This is a genomic window from Burkholderia sp. LS-044, from assembly GCF_004803625.1.
GTDB lineage: Bacteria > Pseudomonadota > Gammaproteobacteria > Burkholderiales > Burkholderiaceae > Burkholderia > Burkholderia cepacia.
In genome coordinates this window covers 271,253-295,620 of record NZ_SSWO01000001.1, presented here as the reverse complement: position 1 = coordinate 295,620, position 24,368 = coordinate 271,253, and the positions used below count along the sequence as shown (strand labels likewise).

Sequence of the window (24,368 nt, the reverse complement as noted above, 5' to 3'; positions counted from 1 at the left end):
TCGCCAAACATCCAACCTTCCGGGAAGCCAGCCGGATGAACACCCATAAGAATGCCCGACTCACGTTTGCCCGCCGACTTGAGATGGTTCACGAGATCACCGAATTCGGTTTGAGTGTGCCGCAGGCGGCAGCCGACCGCGGCGTGACGGCGCCGACTGTACGCAAATGGCTGGGACGCTACCTGGCAGGCGGTGCGGCTGCACTGGCCGACGCATCTTCTCGACCAACTCGTGCGCCCCGCGCGATTGCGCCGGACACGGCTCTGCTGATCGTTGAGTTGCGCCAGCAGCGCTAGTTGCAGCGTCAGATCGCACGCCAGGTCGGTGTATCTGCGTCGACTGTCAGTCGAGTCTTGGTACGTGCTGGATTGTCTCGTTTGACCGATTTGCAGCGGCGCGAGCCGATCCAGCGATACGAGCATGAGGCTCCGGGGGATTTTCTGCACATCGATACCAAGAAGCTCGGCCGCATCGCACGCCCCAGCCATCGCGTCACGGGCGATCGGCGCAATTCGGTGGATGGCATCGGCTGGGAGTATCTGTTTGTGGCCGTAAATGACCACGCTTGTATTGCCTTCACGGCGATGCATCCGGACGAGAAGCAGGCCAGTGCCGTGCAGTTCTTGCGTGACGCCGTGGCTTGGTATGCAGCACTCGGCGTGCGTGTGCGCTGGCTGTTGACCGACAACGGTTCGGCGTTCCGTTCACGCGAATTCGCTCGCGCCTGTCAGGAATTGGGTATCCGGCACAAATTTACACGGGCGTATCGTCCGCAGACCAACGGCAAGGCTGAGCAGTTCATCCAATCGGCCTTGCGCGAGTGGGCATACGCCTGGACATACCAAAGCTCCGCCCACCGCAGCGATGCCTTCGCAAGCTGGCCGCATCACCACAACCGGCATCGTGCCCACAGCGCCATCGGCGGAATTGCGCCGATGGCCAGACTGCCCGCGTCGAGAAACAACCTCTTGACGCTTCGCAGCTAGGCCGCAGCCTTATCGTTGTCGGTGGGGCGGGCAGCGTTATGTCGCCGCCGCTATCGCGGTATTCGTTTCGAGCGTTGCGAGGAACGTTCGCGGGCACACCGGGAAGGTATGGCGAAACCGGCTCTGAGTGACCATGCGAACAGATTCGTCATTCTCGGTACGTTATCGTTGCGACGTAGTGTGTCACGGGGCCACTTGCCGGACGTACCTGGCGCAGTGATTCCGCTCAGGAATATCCATGAAACGAAATTGCCACGACTGCCGGAAATTGCGCAAAATTTACTGCTTGCAAGCGGCCTGCGACACCGTGCAGATCTCGACGCGACGCGAAGACGATGACGATGCGTCTAGCTTCCGGCATCACGTATGTCGAGGTCCTGCGTGATGCGCGTGCTGGTCATCAACGACTTCGTTCGAAGGGGAGGGGCGGAGGAGGTGTACCGAATGTCCGTTGATGTGCTGCGCGCGCGCAACGACGTGACGGTCGAAACCTTCGACGAGCATGCGCTGCCCGCGGTCGAAAATATTCGGCGCGCTCGTGTATGGTCGCGCGCGACTGCGCGTGCGCTCGTCGCGCAGCTCGATCGGTTTCGGCCACAACGCATTCTGGTACACAATTATCACAATCTGCTGTCGAGCGCGATCTTGCCCGTGCTTGCCCGCTACAAGCGGCGCTCGGGGTGCAGTTTGTACCTGACTGCGCACGATTACCATCTCGTGTTCTACAATCCGAGCCTGCAGATTTATTCCCGCGGGCAGACGAAACCATTGTCGCTGGACCAGCTGCACAGTGCCCGGCGCATCGTCTCTGTCGCCAGTCCGCACGGAATTTTCCACGACGTCGTTAAGAAGTTGCATTGGCACACGGTCAATGCACTTTTCGACCCGCTTGGCCTGTTCGATGAAATCCTCTGCCCAAGCCCGTTCATGCGCGACCTGATCGGGCGATTCGGGCGAACCCGTGTCACGCTTCTATCGAATCCGATCGATTCGGCATTGGTTCCGCGCGCGCCGAAACCTGCGCAGCGCGCTCGCCTGGATCTTGCGTTCGTCGGCCGTATTGAAGCGGACAAGGGACTGGCTCAGTTTCTCGCGCTTATGGCCGATTCCGCCGGCGAAGCGATCGAATCGCTTACCGTTTATGGTGACGGATCGGAGCGCGGTCCTCTCGAGGAACGCCACGCGGACCTCGTCAAAGCCGGAAGGTTGCGTTTTGCCGGCCGTCTCGATCACGCCGCGCTTTTCGCCGAACTGCCTACGCACGACGCGCTTGTGCTTCCATCGATCTGGGTGGAAAACGCCCCCCTCGTGATAGTCGAGGCCGCGGTGCTCGGCCTGCCGGTGCTCGTGAACGACATCGGCAGTCTGTCGACATTCGGCGACGAAATCGGCAACAAGATCCTCTATCGAAACTTCCCCGAAGATTTCTCCCGCGCAATCGACGCGCTACGCACGCACCTCGCCGACGAAAATCGTCACTACGACTGGTCACGTTACTCGATCGATTGCTACGCATCGTCGCTGTATGCCGCGCTCGGTATTGACGAGCCCGTACCGCGCACGCGTGCCTGCTGACAGTCGATGCACTACCCATTTTCACTTCAGAAAGCACGATGACCGCCGTTCGAAAAAACTTCGCCATGTTGTTTGCGTTGCAGATCTCGACGTATGTCGTGCCGCTCGTCACGCTACCGCTCTTGACCCGTGTGCTGGGCCCTCAACAGTACGGAAGGCTGGCGTTCGTGCTCGCGGTGACAACGTATTTCATCAATCTGGTGAATTACAGCTTCGACCTGACGGCGACGCCACGCGTCGCGCTCGCGCGTGACAAGATCGAGCGGTCCAGAATTTTCTGGACGACCATCAGCGCCCAGTGGCTGATAACCGTCGCGGGCTTCGCGGTACTCGTCGCGATGACGTCGTTGATTCCGTACTTCGAAGCGGAGCGCACGGCGCTGCTGATCGAATTCGGGATGGCAATAGGCGCCGCGCTCACGCCAGGCTGGTACTTTCAGGGTATTCAGAAGCTGAGCGTGTTCAGCATGACGGTGGTCGGGTATCGAGCACTGAGCGTCGGCGCTTTCTTCCTGTGGGTTCACACGCCGGACGATATTCTTCATGCGGTCGCCATTAATGCAGCCGTGCCGTTGCTCTGCGGTTTCACCTCGCTTGCTTACCTGTTCTTTTGTCAAGAGATCGCGCGTGTCCGCGTGCGGTTCGCGGATATTGTCGATGCATTGAAAGGCGGCACGCAGGTCTTCCTCGCATCGACTTCAATCTCGTTCTACGCCTCGACCAACACCGTCCTGCTGAGTATCGTTTCCGGTCACGTGGCCGCAGGCTATTTTGCCGCGGGCGACAAGCTGATCCGGGCCGCTGTCGGCATGTTGCAGCCGCTGAGGGCAACCACTTACCCTCATATCACCTATCTGATGCATAACGCACGTGACGAGGCGTTCGCGTTCCTTCGCAAGCTGATTGTCGTGCAGGGTGCGCTAGTGCTCGCAATGTCGGCGGTGATCTACGAGTTCGCGCCGCTCGCGGTCCGGATCCTGTACGGAGACACGTTCGGGCCGACAGTCGGCGTGCTGCGTTGTCTTGCGCTGGTGCCGTTCATGGCATGCATGACCGATCTATTCGGAATCCAGACGATGCTGCCGCTCGGCATGAAGCGCGTTTTCAGTACCATCCTGATCTCGTCCGGCTTGCTGAACGTCACGATACTGCCGCCGCTTGCCTCGCTATTCGCGGAGCGTGGCGCGGCGATCGCGGTGTTGATGGTCGAAACGATCGTGACCGTCGTACTCATGTACGTGCTCTTCCGTGAACGGGTTGGCCTGATCAACATACCGGCAAGATCGAGGTGATGCGGCTCGTGACGGAACAGGTTGGTCTGCGGCGACGACGGTTCGTTGTCCTCTACCGAGAGCACGAAGGGCTGCTCGCGCCATGATCGCAAGTATGGGCAAGGATCGGATGCTGCGTCACTGGTGATTCAGCCGCGTGACATACGCGAATCAGGTTTCCGGTCGAGTATTTGCTAGTCGAATCGGGGGCTTGGTCATGAACTTCTTTGCCTCGGCGCGCAAATGCCGACCCTTTCCATGATTCCAGGGCTTGGTGACGGCGCGAGTCTTGGTTGAGAAGACCGTCAGAGTGAGCGCGCCGGATCATGCCGGTGCGAATCCTCCGTCGAAGCGACGGCTTGCTTCGATCGCCTACAGCCCTTCGAATATTTCCGTCATCATTTTTGCGCTTTTGCTCCAGCAGTATTTTTCCGCGTGGAGATTTCCCTTCCGTCTGAGCTCGGCTCTGAGTGCGTCGGAACCCAGCACGCGCCGCAATTTTTCCGCAATGTCGTCCTGCGAATACGGATCGCAGTACAGCGCCGCATCGGCGCAGACTTCCGGCAGCGCCGCGGCTTTTCCGACGATCGTCGGGCAACCATAGCGCATCGCTTCAAGAGGAGGGATGCCGAAACCTTCGTAGATGGATGGATAAAGGAAGCATGCCGCATTTTGGTACAGCGCTTTCAGTTGCTCGTCGCTGATATAGCCGACGAACTTGATGTTCGGTTCTGCCGCCAAGACATGATCCTGGTTTCCGAACACGGTGGTGTTTCTCATCCCGACGATGACGAGGTCGACCGACGGATCGTCGATCTGCCGAAATGCCGCGATGAGCCGGCCAAAGTTCTTGGTGGGATTCATGCTGCTGACCGCGAGCACGAACCGGTTCGGCGTCAGCGAGTGCGCGTCGAGCACGCTCGTGTCGGGCTTCAGCGAGTCGAGGTGATCCGCACCAAGCGGAACGACGCTGATTTTCTCGGTCGAGATGCCACAGTGGTAGGCGAGGCGGTCCCGTGAAAAATAGGAGTTGGTCAGCACGCAAGCGGAGGTTCGCGCCAGGATCCAGAACATGATTCGGTACCACACCCGAAACGAACGCGAAAAGTGGGCGGGCGTGTCGAATACCGCCGCATCGTGCATGTAGATGATCTGGTTGCGGATGAAAATGGACGCGGAATTGCCGAGATTGACGAGCCGACCGGGACGGGCGAAAAACGGGAGCACCAGTTGCTCCCACACGGCACCCTTGTAAAAACCGACCTTGACGGTCCGTGCGCCGTTCACCTCTACGCCGGGCTGTGGAGGCATAAGGAGGGTCACCGGTTCTTGAGGCTGAAACTTGATGAGCGCGGCGATCAGCTCGCGTGCGACCCGTTGTACGCCGGTCGTCTTCTGCGTGGTGAATCGACCGTTGTACACGAGATGTTTCGACTTTTTGAAGGCGGTCATGTCAATCATTGGACATTGAACTCAGAATCGGGCTTTGACGTGGTCGAGGGCAACCGGCTTGAAGTCGCGAGTGCCGGCGTGAGAATCGACCGCGTCCAGGCCATAAAGCATGTGCCACTGCCGGAAGACCGTGTTCATCGAAAACCTTTGAACCGCTCTCGTGCGCGCTGCCGCACCCATTTTTTCGCGAAGTTGCCGGTCGTCCCGCAGCTTGGTCAGATACACGGCCATCTCGTCGACGCTCGATGCGATATATCCGGTTACGCCGTGAATCACCACGTCGCGATTACCGACGACGTCCGTCACCACGGCCGGTATGCCCGCAACCTGGGCTTCGATCAATGCGACCGGCATGCCTTCCCAGCGGGAGGTCTGGACATAGATGTCCAGACCCGACGTGAGTGCCAGCGCGTGTGCGCGAGTCACCCAGCCGCTGCAGATGACGGCCGTGCTCTGGCGTGGATCCGGAATCTCGTCGGCGTCGCCGCCGATCCACAGGAAGTCGACGTCAGCCCGCTGCAGTTTGGTGGCCAGCTCGACGAATGCGTGATGGTTCTTCTGGAACGATGCCCGACCGCTCATTCCAACCACTGTCTTGCCATCGTCTCGTGCTCGGCGGGGCAGGATCTCGGCGACATCGACGCCGTTTTCCACGAGAACTGCCGATTTCGCATGGACTTTTTCCTTGATCTCACCGAGCTCGCTGCCGGAGCACGCGACAATGGTTCCGCCGATATGAGCCGCGATGCGTTCGAAGTTCAGATAGGCAAACTGCTTCATGCGGGAAATATCGAAGCGCAGGAATGAAAGGCCGTGAGGGGAATAGAGGACCGTCGCATTGGGCGCGGCAATTCTCGACGCGAGACGCCCGAGTACGCCTGCCTTCGACGAATGCAGATGAATCGCGGCCGGCTTGCAGTCGCGAAGAATCCTGGCCAGCGCGCGCACGCTCAAAAGATCCTGCCTGATGCTGACCTCGCGTGCCATGTCGACGTAGATCAGCTTCACGTCAGGCCGGAACAACGTTGAAAAATCGGCCGGCGTTTCGGGGCGAATCGAGTGCAGTACCGTCACATCGACGCCGGCTGCCGCGGCGTGATTGGCTAGCAGGGTCACCATCGAAAGCACGCCGCCACCAAACGCCTCGGCAATATGAACGATCTTCTTTGTGGTCATCTTTCGGCCTGTCGGTTCGATCGCGTTTTTCATCGATTGCCGTGAAAGTGGTTGGACGGCGGATTGTCAAATAGCCGGCGGGTCGCGCATACGCGACATCCGGCTCAGTGAAATATGGATTCCTAATTCATGAATTCATGAAAATTTCGCGCATTGAATCCATCATGTTGGGATTGAGGTGGATGATCCGTTGGCGTCGACGGTAGAGTCGACGAGGGCAGGCCTCGGGCCACCGTCCCTCGAAATCACGCAACCGCAAGTGCCTGTCGTGGCGCGCGTTTGACGATGAGGGCATTGTGCAGCGCATGCGCGACGCGCTGGGTGCGATGGCTTACCGACGAAGGAATTAATCGATCGCCGCCTGGGCTGACGACATTCACCGAGCGGTTCGTCGTTGAGAGATTCGCGCTATGTCCGCGTAACGATTCGTGGAATGTCGCGGCATCAGAAGAGATGGGGCTGCATATCTAGGTGTGCTGGCGCACCGAGGTCTAGCAGGATCAAATGGTCCAATGGAAAGCATTACCTCGTCCGTTTCGACGAAATCGCCGATCTGCCCGGCGGTCAACGAGTGGCAAGGATGTAGCTTGTTGTCGTCGCTGCAGAAGCAATCGATTTCGCGGCAGCGGGCGTGAACCACGTCAGCCGCGGCAGCGGGTATTCGAGCGCACGGGGCAGCCCCCGTGCATCAGATTTTTCCAGGGAACCGATTCGATATGCATGGTTCACGATGCCAGTCTCGCGCGTACGCCGTAATCGCCGGCATCCTGATGGCTGGCGGATCGATGTGGCCCGGGATCGTCGTGGCGGCATCCGACGTGTCGGCCTCAGGTGCGCTGCATGCGAACGTACCGGATGCATACGTTTATCCCGCCCCCGGCCGAGCAGATCAGGCGGATGAGTTGCAACGCGTGCTGGACGGGTTGCGTCCGGGGCAGCGACTGGTGTTCGCGCCAGGGCGGTATGTGATCGGTCGTTCACTGATCGTGCGGCGGCCGAATGTCGTGCTGTCGGGTTACGGCGCAACGCTGATGGCAACCCGCCCGGGTGACCAGACGGTCGAGATGCGGGGCGACGGTACGACGCTTATCGGATTTCGGCTCAGGGGAACCGGCACGACGCGCCTGGCGACGCGGGAGTCGACCAAGGTCGAGGTGACGGGGCACGACGTCCAAGTACTCGACAACGTGATCGAAGGCGGTGCCAGCGCCGGCATTTTCGTGTTTGGAGGCTCGGACGTCGCGATCGTTGGAAACGAGGTACTGTCAACGCTCGCCGACGGCATTCATGTGACGCATGGCGCGCGTGACGTGCTGGTGCAAGGCAATGTCGTGCGTGACACCGGGGATGACATGATTGCCGTGGTGAGCTACCGGGGCGATGGTGTGCTGAGCCGCAACGTCTTCATCACGCGCAACTCGCTCGAAGGCAACACGTGGGGGCGCGGAATCACGGTGGTCGGCGGCGCGGACGTGACGATCTCGAACAACGTCGTGCGCAACGTGCAGGTGAGCTCCGGGATTCTCGTCGCGCAGGAAGACAGCTTCCAGACCTACGGCGCGTCCGGTGTCCGGATCGAGAACAACATAATTGCGAATATCCAGACGGTGACCGGCCGGACCGATCCGCGCCCACTCACGCAGCAGGCAGCGATAGAGGTCAGCACGTGGTCCGGTACGGTGACGCAAGTGGCCGTGATCGGCAACCGCGTATCGCAAGCGCGCTTCGACGGCATTCGCGTGTGGGGAAACGTGTCTGGGGTCCGGCTTGCGGATAATCAATTGTCGGGGATCGGAGGCATGCCGGTACGGGTTGGCCCGAAGCAGGATTGCGCTGTCGGCGACGCGAAAGCCGAGCCGTGCGCGATGGCGCTTCAAACCCGGCTGGTTACGCCCGATGTAGTCGGTGCGGATATGTCGTTACTGCCGCGCGTTCGCGAATTCGCGTGGCAGCCTCGTTGATTGCCCGGCGCTGTCGATTGACGGCGGAACGCGCACGGCGAACGGCGTCGTCCGCCAGGTTGATCGATCAAGTGAGATCCGGGCGGGCGCCGTATCGACTATGTCTGTCGGGCAGGCAGCGCCTCGACCGCCCGCCCATACTGATCGTCGAACCGAACGATATCGTCCTCGCCGAGATAGTCGCCCGATTGCACTTCGATGATTTCGAGCGGAATCCGGCCGGGATTCTCGAGGCGGTGCACTTCGCCGACCGCGATGTACGTCGATTCGTTCTCGCACAGCAGGAACGTCTCGCTGCCGCGCGTCACCTTCGCGGTGCCGCGCACGACGATCCAGTGCTCGGCGCGGTGATAGTGCATCTGCAGCGACAGCCGCTTGCCGGGCTCGACGACGATCCGTTTCACCTGGAAGCGCTGGCCGAGATCGATCGAATCGTAATGCCCCCACGGCCGCTGCACCTTGCGGTGCTCGCGTGCCTGCGGGCGCCGGTCGGTCTTCAGGCGCTCGACGATGTTCTTCACGCGCTGCACGTCGTGCTTGTTCGCGACCAGCACGGCATCGGGCGTTTCGATCACGACGACGTCCTTCATCCCGACGCACGCGATCAGGCGGCCCTCCGAACGCACGAGGCTGTCCTGCGTGTCCTCGAACACGATCGGGCCGCGCGCGACGTTGCCGTGATCGTCCTTCGGCATGATTTCCCAGATCGCATCCCAGGTGCCGACATCCGACCAGCCGGCCGCGAGCGGCACCACGATGCCTTCGATGCCGAGTTCGCCGTGTTCCGCGAGCCGTTCCATCACCGCGTAGTCGATCGAGTCCGACGGGCATGTGTCGAAGGCCGCCGCATCGATCCGGAAGAACGGATCCTCGGGGATGCCCGCGCGCCACGCGGTTTCGCAGGCCGCGTGGATGTCCGGTGCGAGTGCGCCGATCGCCTTCAGCCAGACCGATGCGCGCGTCACGTAAATCCCGCTGTTCCACCAGTAATCGCCGGATTGCAGGTAGCGCTCGGCCAGCGTCGCATCGGGTTTTTCGACGAAGCGTCCGATCGCGTAGCCGCCCTGGCCACCGTGGCGGCCCGTGCGCGGCTCGCCGACCTGGATGTAGCCGTAGCCCGTCTCCGCGCGTCGGGGCAGCACGCCGAGCGTGACGATCGCCCCTTCCTGCGCGTAGCGCGCCGCGCGCGCGATCGCGTCCTGGAACGCGCCGACGTCGGTGATCACGTGATCGGCCGGCATCACCGCGAGCACGGGATCGTCCGCGAGCTGGCTCGCGTCGAGTGCCGCGAGCGTCAGCGCGGGCGCGGTGTTGCGCGCGGCCGGTTCGAGCAGGATGCGGGCGGGCGCCGCGCGACCCACCACCTGCGCGGCACTCATGACGCGATGCTGCTCGCCGCAGACCAGCAGCAACGTGTCGCCGAGCGACGCGTTCGCGATGCCGTTCAGGCGGCGCGCCGTCGCCGACAGCGGCGATTCGTTCGAAATCAGCTCGATCAACTGCTTCGGATACTGCTCGCGCGACAACGGCCACAGCCGGGTGCCGGAGCCGCCGGCGAGAATCACCGGCAGGATGCGCGGCAGGTCGGGATCGGGAACCGGGCGAAGGGTGCGGGTCATCGATTGGCTCCGGTGTCGGCGGGCAGCCGGTTGTGTGTACGGCTGTCGGCACGTGCGTCGTCGTCGCGCGACCGGTGTGCCGAAACGACCCGGTGCAGCAGGCCGCGCAGTGCGCCTGCTGCGCGGTCGCTGGGCCGCACCAGGCCGACGAACGGCGCACCCTGTTCGAGATACGGGCCGTAGGCCTTGCGAAATCCGAAACGCTTGTAGAACGCCTGGCGCGGTGCCGGGACGTGCGTGCGCACCGCGGCGTCTGGCCACGCCGCCTGCGCGGCGGTGAGGGCGCGCCCGATCAGCTGCTCGAGCGTAGCGTCGTCGCGCCGGCGCTCGCTCGTCAGCACCTTGTCGATCACGGCGTCCGGGTCGATGTCGTCGCCGGGCAGGATGCGTGCGTAGGCCGCGACTTCCATCGTGTCGCCGTCGCGTACGGTTGCATAGACATGCAGCGCGCCCGCGTCCTTGCCGTCGATGTCGAGATGCGTGTGCGCGTCCTCGACCACCAGCACGGCGTTGCGCGCGCGCAGGATTGCATAGAGATCGACGGCGCCCAGGTGTTCGAATTCACAACAATGCCATTCCATGATGCTGTCCTCGCGTGATGCCTTCGGCACGCCGTGCCGCGCGGACGCGATCGTTCCGTGCGGTGCGGCGATTCTCATCATCCGGGTGCGCCGTGCGCCGGTCTGTTCGAAAGCGTACTCTCGCTCCGGATTCGCGCGGCCGGCACGGCATGCACGGCGCGGCCTGCCGCGCGAGCGCCGCAAAGTGCGGTAGCACACACCGCGGCGGCCGGTGCTTTTCCATAATTGACCCATCGTCGCGGCCCGCCTCGATGCGCGGCCAGCCAACATCGAACGTCAATAAAGAACCGGGGCAGGACTTGAAGATTTCGAGCATTCACGACGGGGCGATCGTGCATGGCGGTGCCGGGCGCACCCTCGCGCACGCGGTCGGCTGCATCGCATGGGCAGACCGTGTGGAGCCTCGTCGAATTCCTTCCGGATCGTGCGCGCCCGCGCGGCACACGCGTCCCTCATCCCCACGCCATTGTTTGCACGCATGCGCCACCGCGGCGATGCGTCGTCGCCGCGGCTGGCGACCAGGCGGTGCGGCATGGCCGACTGCGACAACGGGCAGCCCGCATCCTTACAGATGGAATGCAGTGCACGGGCGTGACGCAACCGGGCGTCGCCATGCTGCACTGCGGGAGGCGGCGGTCGGCACGACCGGCATCACGCCTGGCCGCGACGATGCGCCGGAACACGACCGGCGTGCTCGGCGGGCGTTTCGCCGTGCGCCGGCACAGCGGAACGGGATGCACGACGCGGCGTGGTTGATTACGGCATGTAACCGACAAGAGCAGGACGGGCAGGCCGCATGCGGTCGCGATACGATGCGGCCTGCCGCCGGTGGGCCCGATTATGTGGAAAATGAAATGCGGTGCCGCCCATTCCAGGGGATTTCGATGAATATCACAGGCAATCGACCGTCCCCATCTTGCGGAAAAGTAGTATTTGCCACTGATTGACTGGAATGCTCGTAGATAATCAAATCTCAGTGGACAAACACGTGTGGTGCGGTGCGACAGGTCGCGTAACCGGTTGATTCAGGATTATCTTTTGGTAACACGACCATCTCGAAACGGGGTGTAAATTCAGATGCGGATGAAATGCGGCAGTCATTCCGGGAGCGGGTTGGCGGCCATCCGGTTCGGCATCGGGCGCCATTGTCGTGTACGACGTGACGCACATGCCGGCGGCATTCCCGTCTGCCGACGCGCTCCGCCTTGACGGCGGGTCGCTTCAAAGCGGGAACGTCGTGGCTCCCGCAGCCGCGCGTTCCCTTCGAGTTAGATGACAACGAGGCCGGATGACATCCGGCTCGACCTCCGGGGGTTCTCGCCGTGTGCAGTTTCGATCTTCGCCAAAGCTGCGGAAACGCAGCGCGGAAAGGCGGCCATGCGCCGCCGGCCGCAGCGCACGCGAACGGTTCGCGGAGTGGAGAAAGTGATGGTTCGTTATGAATATGCCAATAACGCGCGATAAGAGCGCCGGCGCGGGGAGTGGTAACGGGCAGCGTCCGCTGATTTACTGGACGCAGTCGCCGTCCGTCATGCTGCGAAAGGAACTGTCGCGACGCGACTGGAAAGTGTCGATCGTCGCGCAGGCGAGTGAGCTGCGCGACACATCCGGCGAGATCACCTGCGGCATCCTCGACCTGAGCGGCGGCCACGCCGACGCGATCGGCAGCATTGCGTCGACCTGCGCGTCGATGCGCGACGTCGTCTGGGTCGCACTCGTCGACGTCGGCCAGACGGCTTCGCCGAACGTGCGCGCGCTGTTGCGCGACTATTGCTTCGATTACGTCACGTTGCCGGCGTCGCACCAGCGGATCGCCGATACGGTCGGCCATGCGTACGGCATGGAATGCCTGTTCGCGCGCGACCGCGAACGGCTCGAATCCGAAGAGAAAGGCATCGTCGGCACCTGCAGCGCGATGCTGCGGCTGTTCGATACGGTGCGGCGCTTCGCGCGCACGGACGCACCGGTGTTCGTGTTCGGCGAAACGGGAACCGGCAAGGAGTTGACGGCCGTCGCGATCCATCGCCATTCGGAGCGCCGCAACGGCCCGTTCGTCGCGGTCAACTGCGGCGCCATTCCGCCACATCTGCTGCAATCCGAACTGTTCGGCTACGAGCGCGGCGCGTTTACGGGCGCGAACGCGCGCAAGATCGGTTATGTCGAAGCGGCGAACGGCGGCACGCTGCTGCTCGACGAGATCGGCGACCTGCCGCACGAGAGCCAGGCAAGCTTGCTGCGTTTTCTGCAGGAGCGTGCAATCCATCGCCTTGGCGGCAGCGATCCGGTGCCGGTCGATGTCAGGATCGTGTCGGCGACGCACGTCGACCTGCGCGACGCGATGGAGGAAGGGCGCTTCCGGGCCGACCTGTTCCACCGGCTGTGCGTGATGCGCATCGACCAGCCGCCGCTGCGCGCGCGCGGCAAGGACATCGAGCTGCTCGCGCATCACATGCTCGAACGCTTCCGCGGCGACGCGCGCCATCGCGTACGCGGCTTCTCGACGGATGCGATCACGGCGCTGTACAAGCACGACTGGCCCGGCAACGTTCGCGAACTGATCAACCGCGTGCGCCGCGCGGTCGTGATGACGGAAGGCCGCCTGATCACCGCCCAGGATCTCGAGCTCGAATACTGTCTCGATGCGGCGTCGCCGTCGGTGGCCGACATCCGCAAGTCGATCGAGCGCGAGGCAATCGAAACGGCGCTGCTGCGCACGCGCGGGCGCGTCGCGGCTTCGGCGCGGGAGCTCGGGGTGTCGCGCGCGACGCTGTACCGCTGGATGGAGGCATACGGGATCGAGCGGCCGCGCGGGACGGGCTCGTCCGACTGAGATTCGACTGCGGCGCTCGCGGCTTGCGCAGCCGCGAGCGCCGCGTCAACCGGCCTGCGTGGCGCGCACCGCGCGCGCGGCGTTCACGGCGCGGATTTCCACGGCCGGCGGCCCATCCGCGGCCCCATTCTTCCCGGCCGTTCCAAGCGGAACGAGCACCACGCGCGCCGGCGTGCCGGGCGCGAGATGGAACCAGTCGTCGCGCGGCACGAATCCCGGCGCATCGATCTGCACATGGCGTGCGACGTGCCGTGTATCGATGTCGACGTGCCACGTGTCGCCGGTACGCGACACACACGCTTCCAGCCCGAGTTCGCGGCGCGCCAGCACCGCCGGATGCGTACGGGACGGGAAATGGAATGCCTGCGACAGCAGGGTGCCGTCGTCGCCGCGCAGGGTTGCGACGACGGTGTCGTGTTCGCAGGGGCCGAAGCGGTACGCGTAGGTCCAGTCGAAGAAGCGGCCGAGCAGCTCGGCCGAACCGATCCGCACCGTGTCGTGCGCGGCGATCCGAACCGGGCAGCCGGCCCGTGCAACCGCCGTGCGGCCGTCGCGCAGCGCGACCAGTTCGAGCGCCGCCGACAGCGGCGCGGGGCGCTCGTTGACGACATGCACGTCGAGCCCGTTCAGGCCTTCGTCGACGAGCAGCACCTGTACGGGTTGCAGCACCTGGCGCAGCGCATGCCACGCCGATTTCGGCCGGTGCGCGGCGTCGATTACGCCCCAGCCGGCACCCGGCATCACGTCCTGGAACTGCCAGACGAGCGCGCCGGCGCAGCGCGAGCCGGTGCGCCGCCATTCGGAAAACGTCTCGCGCATCACGTCGGCGACCACCGCGCGCGACAGTTCGAAGTAGCGCGCCGGATCCTCGCGCCGCAGCCGGTCGGGCACGACGTCGTACAGCGTCTGCAGATAGTGGTCGCGAATGTCCTCGAAATCCCACGACGTGCCGGGGTCGCGCGGCACGGCGGTTTTCCAGCGCGGCTCGTGCACGCCGGGCCAGCCTAGCTCGGCGAGCGTCGCGTCGCATGGCACGTTCGAGAACGCGAGGCATTCGCTCGCGAAGCGCACGTCCGCGCGGCGCGCGTCATCGAGCGGGCGCAGGTAGGCACCGACACCGTAATAGTGCGACACGCGTTCGCGCGGCATGAACGGCAGCACGCCGCCGTCGGGCGAATCGGGCACGTACGGGACGTCGGGCCGGCATGCGGCCGCATGGCCGGCCAGCCGGTCGGCGGTCAGCTCGAGGAAGCGCTGCTTCGGCCCGAGCCCGGACATCGCGGCCTGCTGCGCGATCTCGCTGCCGCCGCACAGGACGGCAAGCGACGGCGATGCGCCGTGACGCGAAAGGAACTGTCGGGCCTCGCGATCGACGTTGTCCGCGAACGCGGGATCGTCGAGCGCGTAGTCGAAGTTCGCGAACATGAAATCCTGCCAGACCAGCAGGCCGAGCCGGTCGCACCACGCGTGAAAGGCATCGGCTTCGTAGGTCATCGTGCCGCCGACGCGGATCATGTTGAAGCCGGCGTCGCGCGCGAGCCCGAGCAGGCGGGCGTAGGTGGCGTCGTCCGCGTGCAGCGCGAGCGGCGCGGCGCTGCTCCAGCACGCGCCGCGCGCGAACACGGGCACGCCGTTGACGCGCAGCCCGAAGCCCTTGCCGTCGGCGCCGGGGTCGACCTCGATCGTGCGAAAGCCCGTCGTGCCGAGCGGCCGACGCTCGTCGCCGATATGCAGCGCAATGTCGTACAGCACCGGCTCGCCGTGCGTATGCGGCCACCAGCGGCACACGTTGGGCACCGCGACGCTTGCGCGCAGGCGATCGGGGCCCGCACGTTCGAGCGTGGCGTGGTGCTGGCCGCACGACAGCCGTGCCGCGAGCGCGTCGGGCAGTGGCGCGGCGAACGTCAGGTCCGCGTCGAGCCAGCCGGTGTCGCCTTCGATGCGCGCGAGCAGGTTGCAATCGGCGAGAACGGGCCCGTCGGCCGGATCGAGCACGTCCACGGGCCGCCACGGGCCGGTCGGCACATGCGGCGGAAACCAGCCCGGCATGTGCCCGAACAGCGACGTGCGGATCGTGCGCAGGGCCGCCGGCTCCGCGAGGCGCGTGCGCCAGCGCGCGCGGCGCGGCGCGCGCGCCTCGCGCAGGTGCGGGGCGAGCGCGCGGAAACAGAGGGTCAGCCGGTGCGACCCGTCGAGCGACACGGGCACGTCGTGCGCGACGAACATGCTGTCGGAGCGGAGGATCGGCGTGTCGTCGAGCCACGCCTGCGCGAGCGTCGCGAGGCCGTGAAAGCGCAGCACGCGCGGCCCGTGTCCGCGCAGTTCGATCCGGTACCAGTGGTCGCGTTCGTCGAGCGATACGGCTTCGTCGAGCCGGCCGGCGAGCGCGAGCGACTGTGCGACGGTACCGGGCACGGCCGCCGGAATCCAGCCGTTGGCGGCGGCCGGGAGATCGCGCGGTTCCCGCGCGGCCCCCGCGGCCGTCGCCAGCATCGACCACGCGGGCAGGGCGCGCGTGCGCGTCACCGCATGACCGGCACGGGTGCCGCCGCGTCGCTGTGCACGGGCGTCATGTGCCGCAGCGGCAAGCCGATCTGCCGCGCGCACGCGACCACGTCCGCGTAGGCGGCCTCGATCGCTTCGAGCGTCGAATCGCCGCGTTCTTCCTTGCCGCGCGCGCAGGCGCGTGCGAGCCGGAATTCCAGCACCATCGCTTCGGACGCGATACGGTCGCACGCGGCGCGGATCTCGGCGAACGGCCCGACGCAGCCGCTGGCCTGCAGCCAGCGCGCGTAATGGCCGAACAGCTCGAAGTTCGCGCCGAGCTGCCGCACCGAGTTGAACGAGTACGCATGAAAGCGCTCGAGCGGCGAATCGGCGAGCGTCCGCGCGTCGGTCTGCAACTGCCGCCGGAACGCGGCGATCGGGTCGACCACCGGCAGGCGCCGCAGGTGGCGCTGCAGCGCGGCGAGCGACGTCTCGCACAGCGTGCGTTCGTCGAGCGGCGCAAACCGCCGTTTCGCGCATTCGACATAGGGTGGCAGCGTCATCGGCGAGCTGCCGCCGACGAGCCCGTCGTAGTCGAAATCCTCGGCCACGTAATAACCGCTGTTGTGGAAGTAGCCGATCTGGCGATTCGCGCGGTCGATCGCATCGATGCCGATCGTCGTCTTCGTGTGCTGCGTGCGGTAGCTGCTGCCGCGCGTATCGGGCAGGAACCACGCGTCGACTTCGACGATCATCAGGTGACCGCGCGCGACCTGCGTCTCGATGTGCCGGTCGAGCGGTTCGTAGATCGAGTGCTCCTGCACGACGATGCCGTACAGCCGCTCCAGTTCGTCGTGCGGAAACTTGAAGAACGTGAACTGGTCGCCCTCGAAATCGAGCGCGATCGTGAACGGCAGCGCCGCGTACGGATTGAAGCCCCACCACCGGAGCACTTCGAGCCACATGTCGACGTAGCAGTTGGTCTGCTTCCAGACCATCTCCTGGCTGTGCAGCGGATGCGGCCGGTAGTGGCGCGCACGGTGGCGCACATCCTCGAACGACGCGTCTTCGCCGTCGCGGGACACGAATCTCATCGCGTGCCCCACAGCACGTCGCGGACTTCACGCGGCCATGCATCGATGTCGAAGCCGTGGTGGCGGAACAGCGCGAGCGTGAGCCGTTCGAGGCCGAAGCCGACGCAGCCCGTGTGCGCGACCTCGTCCGTCGCGGTGCGGATGTTCCACAGCAGCCCGAAATGGTCCATGTGGTAATTGAAGCTCAGGCAGGCGGTCTGCCGATCGTCGTGCTCGATCGGGATCAGCAGCTCGAACTTCAGGTTCTGCTCGCGCTGGCTGTTCGCGACGATCTTGCCGCCGCGCCCGAAGAACGGGTCGTTCGCGAGGTCGATCGCGTTGGGCAGGCGCAGCGCCTCGATCATCCGCGTGCCGCGTTCGATCCAGGTCTCGCGGAACGAGACGATCTGCTCGGGCGTGCCGATCCGCACGTATTCGCGCATCCGGAACAACTGCATGCGGGTAGGATCGAGCGACGGCTCGTGGCGGAAGCAGTACGAGAATACGTCGACGATCCGGCCGTCGGCCGGCAGCGTGCCCGCGCGTGCCACGACAGGGTAGACGGGGTAGCACGCGGCCGGCGTCATCACGACATAGGTCGGTTTCTGGCTTTCCGTCCAGTCGTCGCCGCGATCGAGGCACTGCAGTACGCGCTGGTGCTGGCGTTCGTCGCCGCAGAACGCATGCACGCTGCCCGCGAGCTGCGGGAAGCTCTTCATGTATTCGCTGCGCTCGAACTCGATGCGGCTCATGGCCGGCGGGAAGCGCAGCACTTCGGCCTGCTGGTCGGCGCCGATGCGCGTGACGAACGCGTCGAGCGCTTCCACGACGCGCTCGAACCGTTCGCTGCGGCCGAACAGGCCCTGGATGCCGGTCGAGACCAGCAGGCCCGCGTCGATCAGTTCGTCGCGCAGCGGGTTGACGCCCGCGCGGTCGAGCGGTGCGTCGGCGGGAGCGGAGGCGGCGGAGGGCACGGCAAGGCGATCGTTCACGTATGTTTCTCCAGCGTCGCAGGACGCAGCGCGAGCAGCAGGTTCGAGGTGTTGGTGGCAATGCGGTCGTTGCTGATCATCAGCGGCGCCGCATGCAGGTCGCGAATGTGGCGGCCGATGCTGAACGGCGTGCCTTGCTTGTAGCCGGCCATCCCGCAGATCATCATGGCCTGGTGCGCGACTTCCAGCGCGGTCGTCGACACGTAGGTCTTCAGCGTGTTGATCTCGGCGGCCCAGGCCATCCCGGCCGACCACGAGCGCGCGGTCGCATTCGCATGGAGGCGCAGCACGTTGTCGACGCGGGCCTGCATGGCCTGCATCAGCGCGAGCGATTCGGCGATGCGTCGCGACGCGGGCGACGGTGCGCCGTCGGTCTGGCGTGCCTGCGCGCGGAAGAACTGGTGCGCGCGATGGAACGCGTCGCCGGCCACGCCGATCCAGACCGCGGCCCACAGGATGTGCGACACCGGCACCATCGTTTCCTCGGCGATCTTCGCGAACGGCACCGGCAGGCACTGGACGGCGGCGCCTTGCGCGTCGAGCTCGAAACCGTTGCTGCAGGTGCCGCGCATCCCGAGCGTGTCCCATTCGCCGCGGCGCGTGAGCGTGTAGCCGTCGCGCAGCAGCGTGACGAGCACCTGCTCGGAAGCCGGGGCGTCCGCATCGCGTCGTGCGGTCGCGAGGATGCCGTCCGCATAGTCGCCGTACGAGATCGTCGGCGCGGATTTGCGCAGCCGGAACTCGCCGTTGTCGGTTTCGAGCGCGCACTGGCTTGCGCGCAGGTTGCCGCCGACGCCGTTTTCCGACGTAGCCGATGCGAGCAGCCACTGGTGGCGCACGAGTTGCTGCAGGAACAGCTTGTGCCAGCCCTGGTCGACCGCGTGGTCGACGATGCAGGCGACCTGGATCTGGTGCATCGCGAACACCATGGCCGACGACGCGCAGGCCTGGCCGAGAATCGAGCAGGCCGACGCGATGTCCTCCAGCGACGCGCCAGCGCCGCCGAGATGGGTCGGCACCATTGCGCCGAGCAGGCGGCGCGCGCGCATCGCCTCGATCGCCTCGACGGGGCAGCGCGCGTCGCGGTCGACCGCGTCCGCGTGCTGCGCGGCGATCTGCGCGACGGCATGCGCGGCCTCGTCGAGCCGATGCGCATCGCTGTCGGTCGCGAGTTCGGGAAGCAGCGCGCTCATGCGGAATGCTCGGTGCGTTGCAGCGTGGCGATCGTGTCCGCGAGCGCGTCGATGCTGCGGAACAGGTTGCGGTTCAGCATTTCGTCGGGAATCTCGATGTTGAATTGCTTCTCGATCGCGAGCATCAGCTGGATCGTATCGAGCGACGAGAGGCCCGCTTCGTAGAGGTCGTCCCCGTCGCCGATCGAATCGATCGCGGCTTCGAGGTGGGCGACGTGCTTGAGGATGGTTCTGATTTCGTTTTTCACGTGCTGCTCCGGCGTGCGTGGTGTCGTCCGCTCGGGCAGACGCGGCATACGCGCTGACGTCCCCCCGGCAGTCCGGCATCAGTAGACCATTGGCAGGCACGGCGTTCTGTTCGCCACCCTACAAACCGCTAACCCTGCGTACCGAGGAAGCGCAACACCGAAGCGCCGCGCGGGCAGGCGGGGAGGCGGGTCAGGCGCGCGAAGCGGCCGGCACACCCGAGTCGGCCGACAGGATGCGCTTCATCTCGTCACGCACGATCGCGCGGCAGCCGCACGACATCTTCTCGAGACCGTCGAGGTCGGCGAGCTCGATCGAACTCCGGTATTGCCGGATCAGGCCCAGCTTCTGGATCTCGCCGGCGGCATCGGTGACCGTTTCGCGCCGCACGCCGAGCATCTGCGCCAGCATGCTGTGCGTCACCTGGATCTCGATGCTGCGGGTCCGGTCGTACGCGAGCAGGAACCATCTGCATAACTGATGTTTGAGCACGTGATGACGGCTGCAGAACGTGATCTGCGAGACCTGCGCCATCAGCAGCCGCACGCAGACGAACACGAGATGGCGAATGACCGGCGACGCGTCGAACGCGGCGGCGAACACGCGCCGGTCGAGCCGGTAGGCGAAACCGTCGCGGCAGGCCACTGCCCGGCAGGGCATCCGGCCGCTGCCGCCGATCACGTCGTCGCACGCCACGCTCTCGCTGCCGATCTCCGCGACTTCCAGCGTCATGCCGCCGGACGACACGTACTGCAGCGAAATCGCGGTCGTGACGGGCAGGTAGACCGCGGCGAGCATTTCGCCGGGCTCGCAGAGCACTTGCCCCGATTTCAGGTGGACAAGTTGAAGGTGGGGGGCGAATGTCGCGAGTTCGTCGCGGTCGACGGCCGCGAGAAACCGGTTCGCATCGAAGCTGTGAGAAAGCTCGATCATGCCGTTCGCGTACGCGACGGTGTCAGGGGCCTGGTGAGTCACGGCGCATCCTCGTAGGGTGGCGGTCGCGCGTCGTCTCGGCGATACCCCGAAAATGGGGAATTCGCACGATCGTGCGGACTTGTGTTCGTCAGAAATGGAGTGACGATACTCGCGAAAAGGCTAACACGCCATTGAATTCGATCAATTGCACATTGCGTCATTTCACAAAGTTTGACGATTTTTGGCGGGCGGGAATGTTATCCGGATTTAATGATTCGTTTTAGTGGAATTAATCATCCGGAAATCGAATGGGACGTTTGACATTCATTCGATGTCGAACGGGAATCAATCGAACGGTGCCGTGCTTCGTGCGGAGAAAGTGCCTGGCGGACATTGAACATTATTTGACAATCGAATGACGCTCGCAAAAATATCCATAAAAATCAATTGTGTACGAGCGAAATGTGCGTCAGGTAACAGAGCCTGAATTTAGTGTGTCGATTCAAATTTGAGACAGTTTCAAACGGCCGTGCGAGGCATGGTGCCGCAGCGAAGTGCTGCAGGGCACATCACGGAAACAATTGAAAATCGACTGTAAGTATATGAGCGACAAGCCTGGCAGCCCCGCCGTATCTGTCTTGGTTCGATGCAGGGGAAATGATCAGTCAAATAGCTCGCGGTGTCCGGCGCCCGGAAGAGTGTCCGGAAATGAGACGCTTTTTCTGGTTTTGAGCCGGTAATTCGGGCGATCTAAATCGGGCGTGATTCACATATTAAGGATGGACAAGGTTTGGCACGTAAATCGCTTATTCGGGCTGGCGTGTCGAAACGGGACGGCCGATTTGATCCGGCGGCAATGAGCCGAGGGTCGGTCGGAATCAGGGTTGTGGGCCGCAACCACCGCCGACGTCCGGGCGCGCATCGCGATAACGAGTTCCGTGCCCGCGGCTGCAAGCGGCGCGAACGATAAAAGGGATACAGACATGCTTCATCTTCACTCGAGCTACTCGGCGAATGCCATCCTCGATGCCCTCCCGGAGGACAGCATCCGCACCATCGCACCGCATCTCGAACTGGTCAGGATCAAGGCCGGGATGCTCGAGCGGGTCGGCGAACCGATGCGCCACGTGCATTTCCCGACGACGTCGATGATGTCGGTGCAGCACCTGATGGAGGACGGTGCGATGGTCGAAGTGGCGCAGGTCGGCCGCGAGGGAGTGGTCGGTCTGGCGACGCTGGTCGGTGGCGCCGCGGCGTCGCACCGGATCGAGGTCCGCATCGGCGGGATGGCCTATCGTGTGCCGAGCTGCGTGATGCGCGCCGAATTCGAGCGGTCGCCGGCGACCTACCGGCTGCTGCTCAGCTACTGCCAGGCCGCGATGGCGCAGATCTCGCGCAGCGCGCTGTGCAACCGGCATCACTCGGTCAGCGAGCAGCTCAGCCGCTGGCTGCTGCTCGCGCACGACCGCATCGACGGCGACGAACTGGCGGTCACGCAGCAGACGATCGCGAACATGCTCGGCGTGCGGCGCGAAGGCGTGACGGAAGCGGCCGGCAACCTGCAGGAAGCCGGACTGATCAGGCAGCGCCGCGGCCGCATCACGGTGCTCGACCGCGACGGCCTTGAACATCACGCGTGCGAATGCTACGACCTGATTCGCGCCGACTATCGCAGGCTGCTCGGCACGCGCGAGACGGCGAGGCCGACACCCGTTCGGCCCCGCATGCCGGACGGGCATCGCGGGTTCCCCGCACATGGTGCGTGACGATGCAGCCGAGGTTCGGTGGAACGAATGCGATGCGGCGTGCCGCGATCGCAGCGACCGACGCCGTACTCGTGCTGGCCGGCGCGCTCGCGGCGCAGGCGGCCTCGGGCCTCGCGTGGCGCGCGCTGTCCGACGCGCAGCGCGGCGCGATCGCGCTGCTGTGCGTGCTGACGGTGGCGTTGCTGCCGCGCTACCTGCGCACCGTGCGCGGCAGCGTGGCGCCGCAAGGCGGCACGCATGCGCTGACGCAGACGATCGTGGCGCTCGTCTGCGCGAGCGTGCTGACGGTGGGCGCCGCGATGTGGATCATGAACCGCGGCGGCACGATCACGACACGCTGGATCGCGCGCACGGTGCTGGCCGGCGACGCGGCGCTGCTGCTCGGCCGTGCCGCGCTGCTGGCGCTGGCACTGACGCGCGACGACCCGCGCGCGCGGCAGCGCCGCGTCGCGGTGGTCGGTGCGACGGCGTACGGGCGTGTCGCGGTCGAGCGGATGCAGCTCGCGCCGCAGGGCCCTTTCGTGGCGGCGTGCGTATTCGATGACGACGCGCCGGCTGCCGCGGGCGGCATCGGCGGCGTGCCGGTGATCGACGACTGGAACGCACTGCGCGACCTGATTCGCGGTGGCGAGATCGACGAGGTATGGCTCACGCTGCCGATGTCGCAAGAGTGGCGGATCCAGCGCATCGTCCGCGAGTTGCGCGACGAGTTCGTGGAATTGCGGCTGCTGCCCGACGTGCGGCAGATGGCGATGGTCGATCGCTCGGCGACCGACGTGCTCGGCATGCCGGCGATCAATCTCGCGACCACGCCGCGCTCGGCGCCGGAGCTGTGGGCCAAGTTCGCGTTCGACCGGCTGTTCGCATTCGGTGTGCTGATTCCGTTGCTGCCGCTGCTGTCGATGCTGGCGATCGCGGTCAAGCTGTCGTCGCCGGGGCCCGTGCTGTTCAGGCAGCGCCGCAAGGGCGTCGACGGCCGGGAGTTCGACATCCTGAAGTTCCGGACGATGCGCGTGCATCGCGCACAACCGGGCGTCGTGCGGCAGGCATCGCGCAACGATGCGCGCATCACGCGCGTCGGCGCGTTCCTGCGGCGCACGTCGCTCGACGAGCTGCCGCAGTTCTTCAACGTGCTGTTCGGGCAGATGTCGGTCGTCGGCCCGCGTCCGCATGCGATCGAACACGACGACCTTTACCGGCAACTGATCGACTGCTACATGTACCGCTACCGCGTGCGGCCCGGCATCACCGGATGGGCACAGGTGAACGGCTATCGCGGCGAGACGCGCAAGGTCGAGGCGATGGAGGCGCGCGTCAAGTTCGACCTGTTCTACATGCAGAACTGGAGCTTCTGGTTCGACATGAAGATCATCCTGTTGACGGTCGTGCGAGGGTTCATCGGCCGGAATGCCTTTTGAGGATTGCGAATCGTCCGGTGCGGTAAATCACGCCGGCGAATCCGTCGGTGGATCGATGCCGAACCGAAGGACAGACGCGATCATGCGGCGAATTGCTGCGCTGCGGCTGCGCTGACGGGCGTTGCGGCGTGAATCCTGCATCGTGTTTTCGCGTCCGTCCCCAGTTTCCGCAAGCCTTCACGTGCATCGCGGGGCACGCTGATTCCGGTCAACACACGCGTGTGCAATGGGTTTATCCTGCATCGAATGCGTCCGGCGCCTGATGCGTCCGGGCGCGTATCCGTGGCGCGGCGGCGCCGGTCGAACCTTGCCCGCCGCACACCGGCGCGACACTGCGCGCGACCATTTTCCGCGCGGAACCCGGAACAGGAGAGACGGCCATGGCGCTCGACGCACAACAACGGCAGACGCTGAAACAGCGGCTGAACGAGAGCGAGCAGACGTTACGTGCGGAGATACGCACGAGCGAAGACCAGCGCGCGTCGGAATCCTATGCAGATCTCGCCGGCGCGGCGCCGGACGAGGGCGACGAGGCGAATGCGGACCTGTTCGTCGACGTCGATCACGCATTGATCGGCATGAAACTGACCGAACTGCGCGCGGTCGGCCGCGCGCAGCAGCGGATGCGCGACGGCAGCTACGGCGAATGCATCGACTGCGACGGTTCGGTCGGCTACGAGCGCCTGCTGGCGCGCCCGGCCGCCGAACGCTGCACGCATTGCCAGTCGATCTACGAGCGGCACTACGCCACGACGCCGCGCGCCACCCTCTGACGTCGCGCCGCAACGTCGCTGCACGCGACGCCCGGCCGGCGTACGATGACGAAC

At 64.9% G+C, this 24,368-nt stretch carries 17 protein-coding genes and 1 pseudogene; 8 read left to right on the top strand and 10 right to left on the bottom strand.

Annotated features, from left to right (window positions below; translation table 11 throughout):
• Positions 1–35: 35 nt before the first annotated feature.
• The 3 genes and pseudogenes from E9536_RS01310 to E9536_RS01300 all read left to right on the top strand — a co-directional run bounded on the left by E9536_RS01310 (position 36) and on the right by E9536_RS01300 (position 3,853).
• Positions 36–986: pseudogene (locus E9536_RS01310) on the top strand (IS481 family transposase).
• 384 nt (positions 987–1,370) lie between these two features.
• Positions 1,371–2,561, top strand: a complete 1,191-nt coding sequence (locus E9536_RS01305) for a glycosyltransferase family 4 protein (RefSeq protein ID WP_060358948.1) — start codon at positions 1,371–1,373, stop codon at positions 2,559–2,561.
• A gap of 38 nt (positions 2,562–2,599) precedes the next feature.
• The gene (locus tag E9536_RS01300; protein WP_060358949.1) at positions 2,600–3,853 is read left to right on the top strand and encodes an oligosaccharide flippase family protein; all 1,254 of its coding nucleotides are present in this window, start codon (positions 2,600–2,602) and stop codon (positions 3,851–3,853) included.
• A 351-nt stretch (positions 3,854–4,204) separates the two neighbouring features.
• Here E9536_RS01300 and E9536_RS01295 read toward each other — a convergent pair whose 3' ends face one another.
• Positions 4,205–5,284: a glycosyltransferase family 1 protein gene (locus tag E9536_RS01295; protein ID WP_059696333.1), complete on the bottom strand. Its 1,080-nt coding sequence runs from the start codon at positions 5,282–5,284 to the stop codon at positions 4,205–4,207.
• A 21-nt stretch (positions 5,285–5,305) separates the two neighbouring features.
• Positions 5,306–6,460, bottom strand: a complete 1,155-nt coding sequence (locus tag E9536_RS01290) for a glycosyltransferase (RefSeq protein WP_059683290.1) — start codon at positions 6,458–6,460, stop codon at positions 5,306–5,308.
• 716 nt (positions 6,461–7,176) lie between these two features.
• Between E9536_RS01290 and E9536_RS01285 the strand changes: the two genes are divergently transcribed.
• Positions 7,177–8,421 (top strand): right-handed parallel beta-helix repeat-containing protein, encoded by a 1,245-nt coding sequence (locus tag E9536_RS01285; protein WP_124531644.1) that lies wholly within the window; start codon positions 7,177–7,179, stop codon positions 8,419–8,421.
• 98 nt (positions 8,422–8,519) lie between these two features.
• Here the strand turns inward: E9536_RS01285 and E9536_RS01280 are convergent, their stop codons facing one another.
• The gene (locus E9536_RS01280) at positions 8,520–10,040 is read right to left on the bottom strand and encodes a mannose-1-phosphate guanylyltransferase/mannose-6-phosphate isomerase (RefSeq protein WP_060358951.1); all 1,521 of its coding nucleotides are present in this window, start codon (positions 10,038–10,040) and stop codon (positions 8,520–8,522) included.
• On the bottom strand, positions 10,037–10,621 hold the full coding sequence (locus E9536_RS01275) for a drug:proton antiporter (protein WP_027791409.1): 585 nt from the start codon (positions 10,619–10,621) through the stop codon (positions 10,037–10,039). The genes E9536_RS01280 and E9536_RS01275 overlap by 4 nt, the downstream gene beginning before the upstream one ends.
• Positions 10,622–12,059: 1,438 nt before the next feature.
• Between E9536_RS01275 and E9536_RS01270 the strand changes: the two genes are divergently transcribed.
• Positions 12,060–13,451, top strand: a complete 1,392-nt coding sequence (locus E9536_RS01270) for a sigma-54 dependent transcriptional regulator (protein ID WP_034196042.1) — start codon at positions 12,060–12,062, stop codon at positions 13,449–13,451.
• Positions 13,452–13,496: 45 nt separating this feature from the next.
• Here E9536_RS01270 and E9536_RS01265 read toward each other — a convergent pair whose 3' ends face one another.
• From E9536_RS01265 to E9536_RS01240, 6 genes are all read right to left on the bottom strand, one after another.
• Positions 13,497–15,977 (bottom strand): glycoside hydrolase family 2 protein, encoded by a 2,481-nt coding sequence (locus E9536_RS01265; protein WP_136469126.1) that lies wholly within the window; start codon positions 15,975–15,977, stop codon positions 13,497–13,499.
• Positions 15,974–17,032 carry a DUF1839 family protein gene (locus tag E9536_RS01260; protein WP_059683828.1) on the bottom strand — a complete coding sequence of 353 codons (1,059 nt, stop codon included), beginning with the start codon at positions 17,030–17,032 and terminating at the stop codon, positions 15,974–15,976. Before E9536_RS01260 ends, E9536_RS01265 begins: the two co-directional genes overlap by 4 nt.
• Positions 17,029–18,003, bottom strand: coding sequence for an amino acid--[acyl-carrier-protein] ligase (locus tag E9536_RS01255; RefSeq protein ID WP_124531397.1), 975 nt, complete (start codon positions 18,001–18,003; stop codon positions 17,029–17,031). The genes E9536_RS01260 and E9536_RS01255 overlap by 4 nt, the downstream gene beginning before the upstream one ends.
• The gene (locus E9536_RS01250; protein ID WP_060171107.1) at positions 18,000–19,196 is read right to left on the bottom strand and encodes an acyl-CoA dehydrogenase family protein; all 1,197 of its coding nucleotides are present in this window, start codon (positions 19,194–19,196) and stop codon (positions 18,000–18,002) included. The genes E9536_RS01255 and E9536_RS01250 overlap by 4 nt, the downstream gene beginning before the upstream one ends.
• A complete protein-coding gene (locus E9536_RS01245; protein WP_006490451.1) occupies positions 19,193–19,444 on the bottom strand; it encodes an acyl carrier protein in 252 nt (83 codons plus the stop codon). Before E9536_RS01245 ends, E9536_RS01250 begins: the two co-directional genes overlap by 4 nt.
• A 190-nt stretch (positions 19,445–19,634) precedes the next feature.
• A complete protein-coding gene (locus E9536_RS01240) occupies positions 19,635–20,417 on the bottom strand; it encodes a Crp/Fnr family transcriptional regulator (RefSeq protein WP_027791416.1) in 783 nt (260 codons plus the stop codon).
• 923 nt (positions 20,418–21,340) lie between these two features.
• Here E9536_RS01240 and E9536_RS01235 point away from each other — a divergent pair.
• The 3 genes from E9536_RS01235 to E9536_RS01225 all read left to right on the top strand — a co-directional run bounded on the left by E9536_RS01235 (position 21,341) and on the right by E9536_RS01225 (position 24,314).
• Positions 21,341–22,123, top strand: coding sequence for a Crp/Fnr family transcriptional regulator (locus E9536_RS01235; protein WP_027791417.1), 783 nt, complete (start codon positions 21,341–21,343; stop codon positions 22,121–22,123).
• A 32-nt stretch (positions 22,124–22,155) separates the two neighbouring features.
• Positions 22,156–23,541, top strand: coding sequence for an undecaprenyl-phosphate glucose phosphotransferase (locus tag E9536_RS01230; RefSeq protein ID WP_034196147.1), 1,386 nt, complete (start codon positions 22,156–22,158; stop codon positions 23,539–23,541).
• Between the two features lie 380 nt (positions 23,542–23,921).
• Complete coding sequence (locus E9536_RS01225; RefSeq protein ID WP_034196043.1) at positions 23,922–24,314, top strand: TraR/DksA family transcriptional regulator; 393 nt, start codon at positions 23,922–23,924, stop codon at positions 24,312–24,314.
• Positions 24,315–24,368: the final 54 nt, after the last annotated feature.

What these genes read in the sequence shown, in the direction of transcription:
- E9536_RS01295 (WP_059696333.1), bottom strand. Translation starts at nt 5,284, where the DNA reads ATGACCGCCTTCAAAAAGTCGAAACATCTCGTGTACAACGGTCGATTC.
- E9536_RS01250 (WP_060171107.1), bottom strand. Translation starts at nt 19,196, where the DNA reads ATGAGCGCGCTGCTTCCCGAACTCGCGACCGACAGCGATGCGCATCGG.
- E9536_RS01270 (WP_034196042.1), top strand. Translation starts at nt 12,060, where the DNA reads ATGAATATGCCAATAACGCGCGATAAGAGCGCCGGCGCGGGGAGTGGT.
- E9536_RS01300 (WP_060358949.1), top strand. Translation starts at nt 2,600, where the DNA reads ATGACCGCCGTTCGAAAAAACTTCGCCATGTTGTTTGCGTTGCAGATC.
- E9536_RS01280 (WP_060358951.1), bottom strand. Translation starts at nt 10,040, where the DNA reads ATGACCCGCACCCTTCGCCCGGTTCCCGATCCCGACCTGCCGCGCATC.
- E9536_RS01285 (WP_124531644.1), top strand. Translation starts at nt 7,177, where the DNA reads ATGCATGGTTCACGATGCCAGTCTCGCGCGTACGCCGTAATCGCCGGC.
- E9536_RS01275 (WP_027791409.1), bottom strand. Translation starts at nt 10,621, where the DNA reads ATGGAATGGCATTGTTGTGAATTCGAACACCTGGGCGCCGTCGATCTC.
- E9536_RS01290 (WP_059683290.1), bottom strand. Translation starts at nt 6,460, where the DNA reads ATGACCACAAAGAAGATCGTTCATATTGCCGAGGCGTTTGGTGGCGGC.
- E9536_RS01260 (WP_059683828.1), bottom strand. Translation starts at nt 17,032, where the DNA reads ATGAGATTCGTGTCCCGCGACGGCGAAGACGCGTCGTTCGAGGATGTG.
- E9536_RS01305 (WP_060358948.1), top strand. Translation starts at nt 1,371, where the DNA reads ATGCGCGTGCTGGTCATCAACGACTTCGTTCGAAGGGGAGGGGCGGAG.
- E9536_RS01230 (WP_034196147.1), top strand. Translation starts at nt 22,156, where the DNA reads ATGCGGCGTGCCGCGATCGCAGCGACCGACGCCGTACTCGTGCTGGCC.
- E9536_RS01235 (WP_027791417.1), top strand. Translation starts at nt 21,341, where the DNA reads ATGCTTCATCTTCACTCGAGCTACTCGGCGAATGCCATCCTCGATGCC.
- E9536_RS01225 (WP_034196043.1), top strand. Translation starts at nt 23,922, where the DNA reads ATGGCGCTCGACGCACAACAACGGCAGACGCTGAAACAGCGGCTGAAC.